Raw genomic sequence first — 14405 nt, forward strand, 5'->3', positions numbered from 1 at the left:
CGCACGGCGTCAGCGCTGAGCGCGTGCGGCCAATGGGAGCGGACTCTCTGCGTAAGGGCGTTCGCGGCGCACTTCGGTACGCGCCAAGGTACGCCGGTGGACGGCGTCCGGACCGTCGACGATCCGGAGGGTACGAGCCACGGCCGAAAAGCGGGCGAGCGGGAAGTCTCCCGTCACGCCCGCGGCACCGAAGATGTCGATGGCCCGATCAACCACACTCGTCAACGCTGCCGGCGCTGCGACCTTGATTGCCGAGATCTCAGCACGCGCTGCCTTGGCGCCCTGGGTGTCGATCAACCAGGCAGTCTTTTGCACGAGCAACCGAGCCTGATCAATCTCCAACCGAGAGTTGGCGATCTGCTCCTGCACCACACCTTGGTCAATGAGCGGGCCACCAAAGGCAACTCGCTCTTGGGCGCGAGCAACCATCAGCCCAAGGCTGCGTTCGGCCATACCGATGGCGCGCATGGCGTGGTGAATCCGCCCCGGGCCCAGCCGCGCTTGAGCGATCATGAATCCGTCGCCCTCCTCACGCACCAAGTTCGTGGCTGGGACGCGCACGTTGTCGAAGACGAGCTCGGAATGCCCGTGCTGATCCTGATAGCCGATCACCGGCAAGTGACGCTCGATGGTGAGCCCAGGGGTGTCGCGTTCGACCAAGACCATCGACTGTTGCCGGTGACTCTCGGCACTCGGATCGGTCTTGCCCATGACGATGAAAATCTTGCAGCGGGTATCAGCCGCACCGCTGATGAACCATTTGCGGCCGTTGAGGACATACTCGTCGCCATCCCGCTCAATTCGGGTCTCGATATTCGTTGCGTCCGACGACGCAACCAGCGGCTCGGTCATCGCGAAGCCGGAGCGAATCTCCCCAGCCAGCAACGGTTTGAGGTAGTTCTCCTGTTGTTCGGGCGTGCCGAACATGTGCAGGACTTCCATGTTCCCGGTGTCGGGCGCGGCGCAGTTAGTCGCCTCCGGCGCCAACGACGGGGACCACCCGGTGATCTCGGCGAACGAGGCGTACTCGAGGTTGGTCAGACCGGACACATCGGGCATAAAGAGGTTCCACAGTCCCCGCTCCCGAGCCGAGGCCTTGAGTCGTTCCAGCACCGGTGGGTGCGCATGCGGGTCGCCCTCCGCAAGAAAGCTGTCGTATTCCACCTCGGCCGCGAAGACCTCCTCCCGCATGAAGTCCCACATGCGATCGCACAACTCGGTCGTCCGCTTACTAGGCTCGAAATCCACTGCTACTCCTCGATATTCGCGTCGATGCAAATCGCCGTACGGTTGGTGTTATTAGCGATCCAAGATGGCCAGTCCGTGCTCGGCAAGCGCCGGCGCGAGACCTTCGTGGTCGGAGAAATCCTGGCCCCCCATGGCGCCCGCTTTCGCCCGCATCGAGACGCCCTGGGCGATCGCGGCAAACTTGAGTCGCGCGAACGCCTCGTAGAACGCCAGGTGCGTGAGATCCAGACCCGAGACTGCGGCATACCGTTCGGCAAGCTCGCGCCGGGTCGGGAACCCCGGCTGCTCGGTCACCGAGGGCACGAGCGCGGTCACTGGATCACCAGACTCGGCCCAGTAGAGCAGCGTCATGCCAAGGTCAGCGAGCGGGTCGCCCAGGGTCGACAGTTCCCAGTCCAGCACGGCCCGGATGCGACCTGGGTCCGCAGAGTCGTAGATGCAGTTGTCGATCCGGTAGTCCCCGTGCACGATCGCGGTCGACTGTGCCTGTGGCACGCCCGCGGCCAACCGCCGCGCAAGTTCGTCAACGGCGGGCTCCTCGTTCTCCTTGGCCAGCTCCCACTGCTTGGTCCAGCGCGCCACCTGCCGCGCCATGAATCCCTCGGGCCTGCCGTAATCGCGCAGTCCCGCCGCGTCCAGATCAACCGTATGCAGCGCCGCGAGGACATCAACCAGGGCCGTGGCCATCGCCTCACGGCCACCGTGGTCGGCGTACCCCGTCGGTAGGACGTCCCGAATAACCTCGCCTTGGACATCGGCCATCACATAGAACGGCGCTCCGGTGATGCTCTCGTCGACCTCCTCGTGCAGGATCGCCGCGACAGGAACGGCAGACTGGGCAAGCCCGCGCTGCACCGTGGCCTCTCGGCCCATGTCGTGTGCCTTCGGCAGGATGTGCCCCGTTGGTGGCCGACGTAACACCACCGAACCGGCAGCGCTGCTCAGGCGATAGGTCAGATTCGACTTTCCGCCGGTAATCAGCGCGGCGGACAGATCGCGCCAGGCTGCCTCATCGAGGACCTCGGCCAGCCGAGCACCAACGGCGCTCACCTCAAGTCCAGGGGTGTCGGTCATGGAGCCGGCTCCTTTGCACGTGCGTGCCGAACGACTGATCGGTGCGTTCGGGTGACCTGAGCAAGGCAACCGGTCAATCACGGTGTCGTCAACCGAATCAGACCCGATACGCGTTCACAACTTCTTGCACGACGTTGCCAAGATGATCAGGCATACTGAACACGTGATGATGCCCGCAGCTCTCGTGCGAGAGCGTTCGGGGGCGTGTGTACGCACCGCGCGTCTGCGTCACGGCCTGACCGTGCGCCAACTGGCCACCATGGTCCACGTGAGCCCAGCCACGATTACAGCGATCGAGCATGGTCGGACCTCGATCACCCTTGAGCGCCTCACCGCCTTGGCGAGTGCATTGGAAACCCCAGCCACCGACCTTCTTGGCATCCAGCAGGCATCGGGGTCCGTGCCCGTGCAGCACTGGCGCGACTTCGCACCCCTTGACCTCGACCCGGCGCTCTCCGGCGCAGCGCGGGCCTTCGTCAGCACCGGGTATCACGGCGCGACCATGCGGTCGATAGCCCTGACCGCCGGGGTCAGCCCTGCCGGGATCTACCACCACTACGCCAGCAAGCACGACCTGCTGCGTGAGTTGATGATCCGAGGAGTCACCGACCTGCTGTGGAGAGTGGAGTCAGCCTTCGATGAGGGCGCTGGCGAGGCGCGCCGGCTGGAAGCGGTCGTGGAATCCCTGGCCTTGTGGCATGCCAGACGAGGCGACATCGCTGTCATCGGAGCATCGGAGATGCGCAGCCTCGACGCCATCGCCCATCGCGAGGTGGTGCTGGTCCGGCGGCGGGTACAGCACCTGCTCGACGAGGCCACCCTGCAAGCCGCTCCAACACTCGACCGTCGTGAGGCGCTAGACACCGCGCGGGCCATCGCCACGATGTGTACCTCGATTCCACGATGGTTCAAACCGGAGGGTGACATGTCTCCCGAAGATGTTGCCCGGCAACACGCCAGATTCGCGCTACGCCTCGCCGGACACCACCTGGAGTCGCCCTCATGACTGTCCTCATCGACCGCCCCATCTGGCCCGGCTGGGACACCCTGTGGTCCCACCTGGTGAGCGACTCCTCGCTTGAGGAGCTCCACGAAACGGCCCGCGCGATCGGCCTACCGGACCACCTGTTCGACCAGGATCACTACGACGTACCGATCAAGTTGTACGACCAGGCCATCGCCTGCGGCGCCGAGCCGGTCGAGGGGCGCGAACTGATTCGCCGCCTCATCGGCAGCGGCCTGCGCAAACGCTAGACGGCGGTCGCGTAGATCCCGACGTCGAAAAGCGTGTAATAGCCGTTGCCGGACGCGCGCTGAGTGCCGTGAACTCGCACGTATCGCCCGGTCCCGGACAGGCCGGTCAGGTAGTCGACTCCCCCGTTACCGGTACTGGTGGAGTACACGGTTGTCCATTTGGTTGCGTCGTCAGATACCTGCACGGTGTAGTTTTTCGCAGAAGAACCCCAGAGCAAGCTCGCGGAATGGATTTTCTGACGAGAACCGAGATCGATCTTTAGCCATTGTGGATCCGAAGCCTTACTGACCCAGCGGGTTGTCGGGTCGCCATCCGTCGCATACTTGGCCGGATAGTTGGCCGAATGAATCTGCGAGGCGGTGGTGGGTCTGCCGAGGGCAGCCGACCGTGGCGGATTGGACTGCAAAAAGTCGATAAACGCCTTCGTCGAACGGATGACTGGTTTCGCCTTCTTCCGACAGGTGGTGTCACAGGTGACTGAGCCCCACATCACCGCACCGTCGAAACCCATGCCCCGCGCCATTTCGAGTTGCGCTTCCCAGAACGTCGTGGGCAAAAAGTCCAACCACGTTCCCGCGGTGGTGCGCTTGGAGTATTGGGGCCAGAGGTACACATAGATCGGTAGCGTCGTCGAGATTCCGCGCGCAGTAGTCCATGCGGTCTTGAGCCGGGGCGTCCAGTCAACCAAGGCCGATCCGGTATACGCCGCCGGAAAGAGAGCCGTTCGACGATCCGCGGCGATCAGTTCGTGGTAATAGCGTCGATTCTCGGGCGTCGTGTGGGCCGCAAGGTTGTACCACCCGATTATTTTGGTCGGTTCGATCTCGCGCGCCCATGCTTGCAGGGTCTTGAGTCGGCCGAGGTTCGCCTGAGCATCCGTTCCGTTGAAGAACCAGCCTTCGCAGTCCAGGACGAGAGGCCCCGGACGGGTGCTGTACTTGCGAACGAGGCCCTGCCATACCGCCTTGGACGGCAAGACATCCCGCTCGTAATAGGGGCGACACTCGAAGTTAGGGACAAAACTCGTATAGAGTGCACCCTCGACGCCTCCCTCGACATAGTCACTGTTGTCAAGAACGGTGAACGAGGACGCGGGCGTTGCCGAGGCGTCGACGGATGGAACAAAGAGCGCAGCGGAAACGAGCATTGCCGTGAAAACACTCAGGATTCGCATGATCATGTCGAGCCTTCTTTCAAGTCGGCTCACATACTATTCCGCGAAGCACCTCATGTGGATCATACGCCGCGTCCGATTTTTCGGACCATCAGTTCGAAACCATTGCCCATTATTGTGAGATGCGTTCACGATCCGTCGTGCTGATCGAATCCAGGATCACGGCATTCTCGAAGGCGTGCTGGCGCCACGCGTCGTATCGGCCACTCGCGCCACCATGCCCGCCATCCATCTCCACCTTGAGCAAAACCGGTCGCGTCTGCGGATCACTGGTCACGGTGTCGCGCAACGCCTGGACCCACTTCGCCGGCTCGCCCACGAACACGCGCGTGTCATGCAGGCTGGTGGTCGCCAAAACGGTGGGATAGGGCACCGGTCGGACGTTCTCATACGGCGAGTAGGCGCGCATGCACGCATAGACATCGGGATCGGCGAGCGGGTTTCCCCACTCCTCCCACTCGGCGACGGTCAACGGCAACTCGGGCCGCAGGATCGTGTTGAGCGCATCTACGAAGGGCACGGCTGCGTGCACGACTCGGTACAGTTCTGGCGCCTCGTTAAGCGCCGCACCCATGAGGAGCCCACCGGCTGAACCGCCTTCAGCAGCAAGGCGATCCGGCCCGACCCAACCCTGGTCGATGAGAGCTCGCGAGCAGTCGACGAAATCGTGGAAGGTGTGTGGCTTCGCCAACAACTTGCCATCGTCGTACCAGCCCCTCCCCAGTTCGCCACCACCGCGAATATGTGCGACGGCAAAAACAACACCGCGGTCCAGCAACGACAATCGCGCAGCCGAGAAATAGGGATCCATGGAAATCTCATAGGCGCCATATCCATAGATGAGTCCTGGATGAGTTCCATCTGGTGCGATATCCGCACGCCGCACCAGCGACACCGGCACCTGTACGCCATCGCGCGACTCGACCCACAACCGTTCCTCGCGGTACTGCTCCGGACGGTAGCCCGGCACGTCACGACGGTGCAGCAGTGTCATCTCCCCAGTGCTGACATCGACCTCATAGGTCGACCTCGGGAGCACATAGGACTCGAGGACCACCCGCAACGAAGTGGCTTCGTATTCCAGGTTCGCGCCCAAGCCGAGGGTGTAGACGTCCGGCTCGACCGCCAACTGCGGACCCAGCGTGTAACCGTCAGCATTCCGGGCAAGCAACCGGAGGGTGGCCAGGCCGGCATGCCTCATCGAGACGGCGGCGAAGGTCGAGAATGCGCTGACGCCAAGGAGTCGGTCGCCCTCTTGAGTGGTCAGATCGACCGGCTGCCAGTTGCTTCGTCCCGGGCTCTCTAACGGCGCCCAGGCCAAGTCGAAATCGACGCGATCAGCGTTGTGCACCACGAGAATTCGGTCACCGTCGACCTCCACGCCGTAGTCCAGCCCAATGGTGCGTGGCTCAACAATCCACGGCTGCCCTGTCGGGTCATCCAGGTCGAGCAACCGCACTTCGGTCGTGGTCCGAGATTCGGTGTAGATCTCCAACCAGCGTTCGTCCGCTGACTGATCGATGCCGACATTGAACAGTTCGTCGGGTTCCGCAAGCACTCGTACGTCGGTGTCTGCCGCTGCGCCCACCGTGTGCCGCCAGACCTCGTGGGCCCGCCATGCCTCATCGCGGCGGGTGTAGAAGATGTGCTGGCCGTCCCGGCTCCACACCAGTCCGAAGCCCACTCCATGCACCGAGTCATCGAAAACCTCGCCGGAGGCGATATCCCGCACCACCAGGTGATAGCGCTCATCGCCACGTTCGTCGAAGAGGAAGGCGATCCGAGACCCTGCCGGGTTCGGCTCAAGGCCACCGAGCTCGAAGAACTCCCGGCCGCCAGCCTCGAGGTTTCCATCAAGAAGCACCTGCTCGCCCTCGAGCACCGCGCCAGGCTTGGGCTCCGGTCGGGTCCCGGTGTCACGTACCCGGCAGTGCGCGTCGTACTGCGCACCAGCCGTCGTACGACTGAAATACCACCACTCGCCCTTGCGCGCCGGAAGGCTGACGTCAGTCTCCTGGATGCGTGCCTTGGTCTCCTCGAAGAGCGTCTGTGCTAGCGGCTCAAGATGAGCCGTGCGCGCAGCGGTGTACGCGTTCTCCGCACGCAAGTGGTCAAGCACGTCAGGGTCCTGCACACTGTCGCCACCAGCGGCCGTCAGCCAGTGATAATCGTCCGGAACAGACTCGCCATGGTGGGTTCGCTCGTGGGGTACGCGACGGGCAACGGGCGGGGTGGAATCAGCACGGGAAGTCACGCCCTAAACGCTATTCGTTGATGCCCGTCTGCTCGACACCGGCGCCCCCGGAACCACCGACGAGGCCACCGGTGGACCTCAAGGTCAGGCGGTCACCGATCGCCCAGCGCCTTGGATTCGGCCGGAGAAACGCTGCCGAAAACTCGGGTCCTTCGCACAGATGAACTCGATGTCATACCAGCCATCGCGCACCGTCCACCGCACCACTTCGACACGACCGCGGTGAACTTTGATCGTCCTGGATTTTCGCTGGTAGGCAAGGGAATTCACATCGAATACGACCTTGGAGTCGCGATCGTTGCGGATTCGAAATGCCAGCCTGGAACCGGTGACCCGAGGCTCAATCGTGGCCTTCGCGGCCGCACCAGATTCCGCACCGGTGGCTTCGAACCAGAACCGATCCGGCCCCTGGACGACCACATCCCAACGACCATCCACGGTAGGCAGCGTGACCTGTTCGCGCTGCCCAGCAGCGACGGTGCAGTGCACCGGTTCGGGCGCCTCGCCACCGAAGGGATAGATCGCATAGGGAGCGCTGGTCGATCCGTCGTTGCAAATCGTCACGGTGACCTTCCCGGCTTCCGCCTGCACGGTCGCGGTGCTGGCATACGGCGTGCGCCGGGCCGGCTTGTGGCCCGATTCCTGGTGCGGGATCGATTGCTTTTCCGGAGGATCCGGCTGCCACCGAGTGACCTTGGCCGGCACCTCCTTCGGCGCTTTCAACGACGGTGGACGGCCCGCACAGGTGAAGTCGAACGCCGAGGTCAGGTCCCCGGCAACCTGCCTTCGCCAGGCCGAAATATTCGGCTCCTTCACCCCGGTCCATCGCTCCAAGAACTGCAAGGCGGAGGTGTGATCTGCCAATGACGAGTCGACATGTCCACCGACGGTCCATGGGGACACGACCGTCATGGGCACCCGCGGCCCGAACCCGATCGGTCGTCCGTTGAACCAGTCGTCTCCATTCCCGCTGCTGGGACGTGGGGCCACCGGTGGCGGTACGTGATCGAAGTATCCGTCATTCTCATCGAAGTTGATGAACATCGCAGTCTTCGACCACGTCCGCTTATCTGAAGCCACGATGTCGAGAAGGTCATAAATGAGTCCGGCGCTGCCGACCGGAGTGGAGGCGCCCGGGTGCTCAGATAGAGCAGCGGTCGGCACGACCCACGTCACCTGGGGCAGAGATCCGCCAGCGATGTCAGCGGCGATCCGGGTCAACAACGTGCCGGGTCGGCTCCGATACATCCCTCGACTGAACAGGCTCTGCTCTCGCGAGGTCAGCGAGGCGCGGCCCTGTTCTAACTGCCGCAACAAGCGGTCCTGTTCGGCCGTTGACTTGCCTGATAGCGACTCATAGAACTCTTCCGTTGTCCGGAAAGGTCCATCAACTGCCTTCAGGACCTTGGCCCCAATGGCCTTGAAGGTTGCGAAGTACTCCACCGCGTTGTCGGTGAAGTTGTCCCACTCCTGATAGATCTGCCAGGACACTCCAGCGGTCTCAAGTCGCTCCGGATAGCAGGTCCAGTCATAGCCGGGATGGTCTTTGTTGTACGCGGCATTGGTCACCGCCCGCTTACCGTCTGCTTCCTGGCCGGTGGTCCCGGAGAAGAAGTAGTTGCGATTTGGGTTGGTCGACCCATAGACCGAGCAGTGATAGGCATCCAGGATCGTGAAGGTGTCTGCGAGTTCGTACTGCAACCCGATGTCCTGACGGTCGTAGAACGTCATGGAGCCCTTGCCCTTGTGAGGGACCCAGGCGTCCCACCATCCACGAGACCAGGCATCAGTGGCGTCCGTGAACCCGTGCGGGAGGTCGCTGAGATACTGAATGTCGGTCGCTGGTCGACCAGCCGCCTTCGCAGCCGCGCGCAGCGAAAATGGCAGCACGTCACCGCTTTGACCGGCCTGGCGCAGCACCGAGTCACCAGCCCGTCGACGTAGCGGGTTGCGATCGCCATAGCCGCGCACCCCTCGCAGCGTCCCGTAGTAATGGTCAAACGAACGGTTTTCCTGCATCAGCAGGATCACGTTCTCGATGGCGTCCAGCCCGCCCGCACGCATCGGAGTCGCCATCGCGCGGTGCACCGACGGCGGGAGAAACGACCCGAGTGCGGCAGTTCCGGCGGCCGCACCAGCGGTCTTGAACACCTGGCGGCGGGTAGCGCCTTCAGGAGAATCGTGTGAGGTCATGGCTACATGTCAGCCTGCGCAAGCAAACAAAGCATGTCTGTCAGGCTACTGCTCCGCCGACACCGGACCACGACTATTCGTTCACGACTATTCGTTGATGCCCGTCTGCTCGACACCGGCCACGATCCAACGCTGCAAAAAGAGGAACATCAGCAGCAGGGGAATCATCGACACCAGCGCAGCCATGAACATGCCATGCAGGTTGACCGATTGAGCGGTGACATAGGTCGACAGAGAAATCTGAACCGTCCACGAAGACTGGTCTTGACCGATGACCAGGGGCCACAAGAAGGCGTTCCAGGAACCAATGAAGGTGATCGTCGCGACGGCCGCAGCGAAGCCCCACGAGTTGGGAACCACGATGCGCCAGAACGTCTTCCACGGCCCGGCACCATCGATCTGGGCCGCCTCTTCAAGAGATTTCGGGAAGCCCAGGAAGTACTGCCGAAACAGGAAGGTCGCGAGCGCCTGAAACAGCCCGGGGATGATGAGACCGCGGAGGGTCGACACCCATCCCAACGTGGAGACCATGACAAAGGTCGGCACGAAGGTCACCGCTGCCGGGATCAGCAGGGTGGCCAACACGGTGTAGAAGACGGCGTTGGCATAACGCACGGGCGAGCGCGCCAGGCCATAGCCAGCCATGGCGGACACCAGCACGACACCGACGGTTTGGGTGACCGCGATGGCCATGGAGTTGACCATGCTGCGTGCCAACGGCACGGACTCGCTGGAGAAGACCTCGCTGAGGTTTCCCCACTGCGGTACGGCAGGGAACCAGTTCCACCCGTCGACCGCTGTAATCTCCTGCTCCGTGGAGAGCGCGTTGCGCACCAGAAGGTAGAACGGGATCAGGAAGATCAGGGTGAGCAGCGTCAGGATCACATAGCGCCCAATCGCGCCGCGCCGTTGACCGACGGTCAAGGTCGACATCAGTCATCGCCCCGCTTTCCGATCCCGGTGAGCTTGCCTTGGGCGAGCGCGAACAGTGCGATGATCAGCGTCAGGATCACGGCTCCTGCGCTGCCGTTGCCGAAGTCCTGACCATCTCCGAGCGCGGTGTAGTAGAGGTACACCAACGGCGGGCGCGCGTATGGCGGATATCCCCCGGTCGTCGACATGAGGTTGTAGAACTCATCGAACGCTTGGAATGCGTTCACCAACAGCAGGAGAAGCACGGCCGTCGAGGTCGCCTTCAACTGGGGCACGGTGATGTAGCGGAAGGCTTTCCACCCGACCGCCCCATCGAGGGCTGCTGCTTCGAAGAGCGCGGTCGGAATCCGTTGCAGCGCAGCGAGAAACAGCACCATGAAGAAGCCGATCTGCAGCCAGAGCCTGGCCGTGACAATGACCAACCAGTACCACGGCGGGTCGACCACAGACAGCCATGCCACCGGGTCCACACCGAAGATGCTGAGCCCGCTGTTGGCCGCCCCCGAGCTGACGCCGGAGAACAACGAGCCGCGCCAGATCAACGCAGCGACCACGTACGAGCACGCGGTCGGAAGGAAGAAGACCGATCGAAAGAAACTCTTTCCGCGCCGCACGCTGTGAATCAGGACGGCAAGGCCGAGAGACATCGCGAAGGTCGTCGGCACGATGAACGCGGCGAACACCACGAAGGTGCCCAGGCTCGACCGGAATGCCGGGTCTCCCAGCATCGTCGCGTAGTTGCGTAGCCCGACGAACTCGGTGGGCGTCACCGTGTTCCGCGCCTCAAAGAAGCTCAGATAGACGCTCCACAGAATGGGGACGATGACGAACGCCACCAACCCCACAAAGAATGGCCCTACAAAGATCCAGAACCATAGGTGCGGACTCTGCCGCCATCCGCGCTTGGCAGCCTGTGGTGCCGCCGGGCGGGCGGTCTCAGTCGTGGCAGTCATTGAGCCGGGGTCAGGCGATGCGCTTCAGGTCCCGGGTCACGATCTTGGCGACCGCGTCGAGTTCCTTCTTGGGGTTTGCGCCGTTGCGGATGATCTTGTCCACCGCGTCGCCGTATGCCGAGGACGACGTCGAGGCCCACAGCAGCGGAGTCTGCGGGTGGCCATAGTCCTGGACAAAGCGGGCGGCATCCTTCGCCGGTCCCTTGGAGAGACGGTCGGCCTTTGACACCAAGCTCTCCCGCGCGGGAATGTGCAGGCCGTACTTCGTCGCCCACTCCAACTGCTTGTCGGTCTGATCGACCCACAACCACTTCACGAAATCCTTGGCTGCTTCCTTCGATTTCGCCTTGGCGCTGACCGCTGCGGCATAGGCACCAACGGGCACGGACTGCTCGCCGCCGGAGCCACCGCTGGGGAACGGCACGACACCGAAGTCATCGCCGAGTTCCTTCTCTAGTGTGGGCAGCGTCCAGAGCCCAGTCCACTGCATCGCGGTGAGACCCTGAATGATCGCGGCGGGTTCGGACCAGTCGCTTGGCGATCCGAGCAGCAGGTTGCCACTCTTGAACAGGGTGGCGAACTTGCTCAACGCATCTGCGACATCATCGTTGGCGAAGTCGGGCTTGCCGTCCCTGATGTGCTCATGGCCCGTGGCCCACAGCACCGGACCGCTGACATTGCCCGCTCCACCGTCATTACCTAGGAACAGTCCTTTGACGTTCCCGGTGGTGAGCTTGCCTGCCGCAGTAACCAATTCATCGATGGTCTTTGGCGGTGTCACTCCCGCTTTCTTCAGCATGCTCTTGCGGTAGACGAGCAGTTGCATGTCGGCCACCTGAGGTATGGCGTACAGCTTCCCCTTGTATGTCATCCGCTCCAGGAGCGCTGGCGTGAAGTCTGACTTTGCATCCCCGAGGAGGTCAGACAGGTCAAGCACCTGCTTCCCGGTGATCATGTCGATTGTGGGGCCGTTGCCGTACTCGAAGATGTCGGGCCCTGTCGTGGTGAGGAGGGCGGACGCTGCCTTCTTGTCGTAGTCGCCGGGGATCCACGAGACCTTGACGTTGGCCTTGGAGTAATCCTCTGCGAACTTCTTCACGGCATCTTCGGTGCCGTCCTCGCCGTACTGGTGGTACCACTGCTTCACACGCGGGCCGCCACCGGAGTCGGAATCGGAGTCGCGGCCAGAGTTTCCTCCGCACGCCGCGAGCGCCGCGGTGGTCAACGCCGCACCCGTCAGGCTCAATGCGGTACGGCGGCTGGTGTGCAATGGCGCGACCATGGCGCGTTCTCCTCGAGGTGGCAGTGGATGCGGTCAACTAGGGAGCCTAGTCACGACTCACCCCGCGAAGAAGGACGTTCGCGGACGATGAGACAGCATGTGTTCCATACCGCGATTTTCGGAGGTTCTGACTCATGGCCATGCGCGTCATCACCCTTGGCACGGCGGGTGGCCCTCGGTGGTGGCCGCCGGTCCTCTCTGACTCACGGTGGGGAATTTCCACTGCCGTCGAAGTCGATGGGCGCGTCTATCTCGTCGACGTTGGCCACGGCGCAGGGCGGCAATTCACGCGAGCAGGTCTAGAGATGTCCGACCTCGGCGCGGTCTTTCTGACGCATTTGCACTCCGACCACACCACCGATCTGGCCAATCTTGCGCTGTTTGGCCTGTTCACCATGTCGGCGACGTCGAAACCGGTTCCGATCATTGGCCCTGGAGACCGGGGCGCGCTGCCCCCAGTCTCCCCGCTGGCAACGGTCCCTCCGGATCCCGTTGCGCCGCATCGACCCACGCCGGGGACGGCGGACCTCTTCCGCCTCTTGATGGAAGCGCACGCCACCGACCTCAATGACCGAGTCCTCGACGCACTGCGTCCCAACCCGCAGCACCTCTTCGCGGCCCAGGACATCGTGATCCCACCCGAGGTTGGATTCGACGCCAACGCATGCCCTACGCCCGCCATGCAGCCGTTCACAGTCTTCGAGGATGACCGGATTCGGGTGGACGCGACCCTGGTGGAGCATCCGCCGATCGCTCCCGCCTATGGCTTTCGCCTTACGAGTGAGCACGGCTCGGTCGCGATCTCCGGGGACACCACGCGTACCGACAACATGGTGCGCCTCGCCCAGGACGTCGATCTACTGCTGCACGAAGCCATCAGTTTTGAGTGGGTGGAGGGTTTGTATGCCGACCGCACCGATGCCACCTCCCGCGCCTCGGTGAGCCATCACCGGCGGTCGCATACGAGTGTCACGGACGCTGTTGCCGTGGCCGAACAGGCGGGCGCTGGCTCCCTAGCCTTGCACCACCTGGTTCCGGGTAACCGTGATACCGACCTGTGGCGCGCCGCGACGGCAGGCGCATCACTCCCTGTCCTTATCCCCGATGATCTGGACGTTCTACCGATCGGACGTACGCCGCCGGTGACTTGTTGACACCCACCAAGCAGGTCGGCCCGAGCAGCACTCAGGCTCAAGCGCGAGGTCGACGGCAGAATTTCTGTCTATGCGCTGCACAAAGTACGGCTGCTGACCCAGCGTGGCAGGCTTTCAGCATGCAACTGGACGACTCACGAATTCTGGTCATCGGCGGCGGAGGGGCCGGCATCGGCAGGGCGTGTACCCGCCACCTCAGCACCGCGGGCGCTTCGGTGGCCATCGCCGACCTTGCGCCCGGCCGGGCGCAGGAAGCGGCGGACGAGGTCAACTCGAGCGGGGGCACTGCTGTCGCGCTGAGCGGCGACGTCCGTGACCGCGAACAGCTCACCGGGTTCGTCACCGACACCGTCCGCACGCTCGGCGGACTTGATGCGCTCGTCACCGTGGTGGGTGGACAGGTGGCGTTCGTACCGGCCGTGCCATTGCACGAGATGACCGACGAGGACTGGGACACGGTCTACGAGCTGAACCTGCGGTACGTCGCCCGGGCGGTCCGCGCGGTGCTTCCGGTCCTGCGCGAGCAAGGTACGGGCGGGGCGATCGTAAGCGTCGGCTCGGTGACCGGACTCACCGCCGCACCACGCCAGGCGGCGTACGGCGTCATGAAAGCCGGCCTGATCAGCCTCGCCCGCACCGTCGCGGCGGAGTACTCCGCCGAACAGATCCGGATGAACGTCGTCGCCGCCGGTGCCATCGCGACAGCGGTCAGCGGGAACAGCACATTGGAGACCGACGAGATCCCGCTCGGCCGACTCGGTCGGAGCGAGGAAGTCGCGGAGGCGGTGGCCTATCTCGTGTCAGACTCGGCTGCCTACATCACCGGTCAGGCGATCACGATCGACGGCGGTGCCAGCACTCGTGGGCCGTTCGGCTGAACGGGCG

The 14405-nt window shown here is 63.4% G+C and carries 12 protein-coding genes; 4 read left to right on the plus strand and 8 right to left on the minus strand.

Features of this window, described 5'->3' with window-relative positions; genetic code table 11:
• Positions 1-9: 9 nt before the first annotated feature.
• Together F562_RS0107115 and F562_RS0107120 are read right to left on the minus strand one after the other, a co-directional pair.
• Positions 10-1248, minus strand: coding sequence for an acyl-CoA dehydrogenase family protein (locus F562_RS0107115; RefSeq protein ID WP_018156253.1), 1239 nt, complete (start codon positions 1246-1248; stop codon positions 10-12).
• 51 nt (positions 1249-1299) lie between these two features.
• Positions 1300-2322 (minus strand): phosphotransferase family protein, encoded by a 1023-nt coding sequence (locus tag F562_RS0107120; protein WP_018156254.1) that lies wholly within the window; start codon positions 2320-2322, stop codon positions 1300-1302.
• Positions 2323-2488: 166 nt separating this feature from the next.
• Between F562_RS0107120 and F562_RS0107125 the strand changes: the two genes are divergently transcribed.
• The gene (locus F562_RS0107125; RefSeq protein WP_245553683.1) at positions 2489-3328 is read left to right on the plus strand and encodes a TetR-type transcription factor C-terminal domain-containing protein; all 840 of its coding nucleotides are present in this window, start codon (positions 2489-2491) and stop codon (positions 3326-3328) included.
• Positions 3325-3576, plus strand: a complete 252-nt coding sequence (locus F562_RS0107130; protein WP_018156256.1) for a DUF4031 domain-containing protein — start codon at positions 3325-3327, stop codon at positions 3574-3576. The genes F562_RS0107125 and F562_RS0107130 overlap by 4 nt, the downstream gene beginning before the upstream one ends.
• On the opposite strand, the gene F562_RS0107135 is transcribed toward F562_RS0107130, so the two are convergent.
• The 6 genes from F562_RS0107135 to F562_RS0107160 form a co-directional block, all read right to left on the minus strand.
• On the minus strand, positions 3573-4757 hold the full coding sequence (locus tag F562_RS0107135; protein WP_018156257.1) for a discoidin domain-containing protein: 1185 nt from the start codon (positions 4755-4757) through the stop codon (positions 3573-3575). The genes F562_RS0107130 and F562_RS0107135 overlap by 4 nt on opposite strands.
• Before the next feature lie 106 nt (positions 4758-4863).
• On the minus strand, positions 4864-7005 hold the full coding sequence (locus tag F562_RS0107140; protein ID WP_018156258.1) for a S9 family peptidase: 2142 nt from the start codon (positions 7003-7005) through the stop codon (positions 4864-4866).
• An 84-nt stretch (positions 7006-7089) separates the two neighbouring features.
• Entirely contained in the window at positions 7090-9198 is a 2109-nt protein-coding gene (locus tag F562_RS0107145; RefSeq protein WP_018156259.1) for a phosphocholine-specific phospholipase C, read from the minus strand.
• Positions 9199-9285: 87 nt separating this feature from the next.
• On the minus strand, positions 9286-10131 hold the full coding sequence (locus tag F562_RS0107150) for a carbohydrate ABC transporter permease (protein WP_018156260.1): 846 nt from the start codon (positions 10129-10131) through the stop codon (positions 9286-9288).
• Positions 10131-11084, minus strand: a complete 954-nt coding sequence (locus F562_RS0107155) for a carbohydrate ABC transporter permease (RefSeq protein WP_018156261.1) — start codon at positions 11082-11084, stop codon at positions 10131-10133. The genes F562_RS0107150 and F562_RS0107155 overlap by 1 nt, the downstream gene beginning before the upstream one ends.
• A 10-nt stretch (positions 11085-11094) precedes the next feature.
• Positions 11095-12366, minus strand: coding sequence for an ABC transporter substrate-binding protein (locus F562_RS0107160; protein ID WP_018156262.1), 1272 nt, complete (start codon positions 12364-12366; stop codon positions 11095-11097).
• Between the two features lie 134 nt (positions 12367-12500).
• On the opposite strand from F562_RS0107160, the gene F562_RS0107165 reads away from it, so the two are divergent.
• Together F562_RS0107165 and F562_RS0107170 are read left to right on the plus strand one after the other, a co-directional pair.
• A complete protein-coding gene (locus F562_RS0107165) occupies positions 12501-13520 on the plus strand; it encodes an MBL fold metallo-hydrolase (RefSeq protein ID WP_018156263.1) in 1020 nt (339 codons plus the stop codon).
• 119 nt (positions 13521-13639) lie between these two features.
• Positions 13640-14398, plus strand: coding sequence for an SDR family NAD(P)-dependent oxidoreductase (locus F562_RS0107170; protein ID WP_018156264.1), 759 nt, complete (start codon positions 13640-13642; stop codon positions 14396-14398).
• The last annotated feature ends 7 nt before the right edge of the window (positions 14399-14405 follow it).

The sequence above is a fragment of the Demetria terragena DSM 11295 genome (assembly GCF_000376825.1).
GTDB lineage: Bacteria > Actinomycetota > Actinomycetes > Actinomycetales > Dermatophilaceae > Demetria > Demetria terragena.

Coding starts and splice junctions, on each gene's coding strand:
- F562_RS0107145 (WP_018156259.1), bottom strand. CDS start 9,198: ATGACCTCACACGATTCTCCTGAAGGCGCTACCCGCCGCCAGGTGTTC.
- F562_RS0107135 (WP_018156257.1), bottom strand. CDS start 4,757: ATGATCATGCGAATCCTGAGTGTTTTCACGGCAATGCTCGTTTCCGCT.
- F562_RS0107150 (WP_018156260.1), bottom strand. CDS start 10,131: ATGTCGACCTTGACCGTCGGTCAACGGCGCGGCGCGATTGGGCGCTAT.
- F562_RS0107120 (WP_018156254.1), bottom strand. CDS start 2,322: ATGACCGACACCCCTGGACTTGAGGTGAGCGCCGTTGGTGCTCGGCTG.
- F562_RS0107160 (WP_018156262.1), bottom strand. CDS start 12,366: ATGGTCGCGCCATTGCACACCAGCCGCCGTACCGCATTGAGCCTGACG.
- F562_RS0107170 (WP_018156264.1), top strand. CDS start 13,640: ATGCAACTGGACGACTCACGAATTCTGGTCATCGGCGGCGGAGGGGCC.
- F562_RS0107130 (WP_018156256.1), top strand. CDS start 3,325: ATGACTGTCCTCATCGACCGCCCCATCTGGCCCGGCTGGGACACCCTG.
- F562_RS0107165 (WP_018156263.1), top strand. CDS start 12,501: ATGGCCATGCGCGTCATCACCCTTGGCACGGCGGGTGGCCCTCGGTGG.
- F562_RS0107155 (WP_018156261.1), bottom strand. CDS start 11,084: ATGACTGCCACGACTGAGACCGCCCGCCCGGCGGCACCACAGGCTGCC.
- F562_RS0107125 (WP_245553683.1), top strand. CDS start 2,489: ATGATGCCCGCAGCTCTCGTGCGAGAGCGTTCGGGGGCGTGTGTACGC.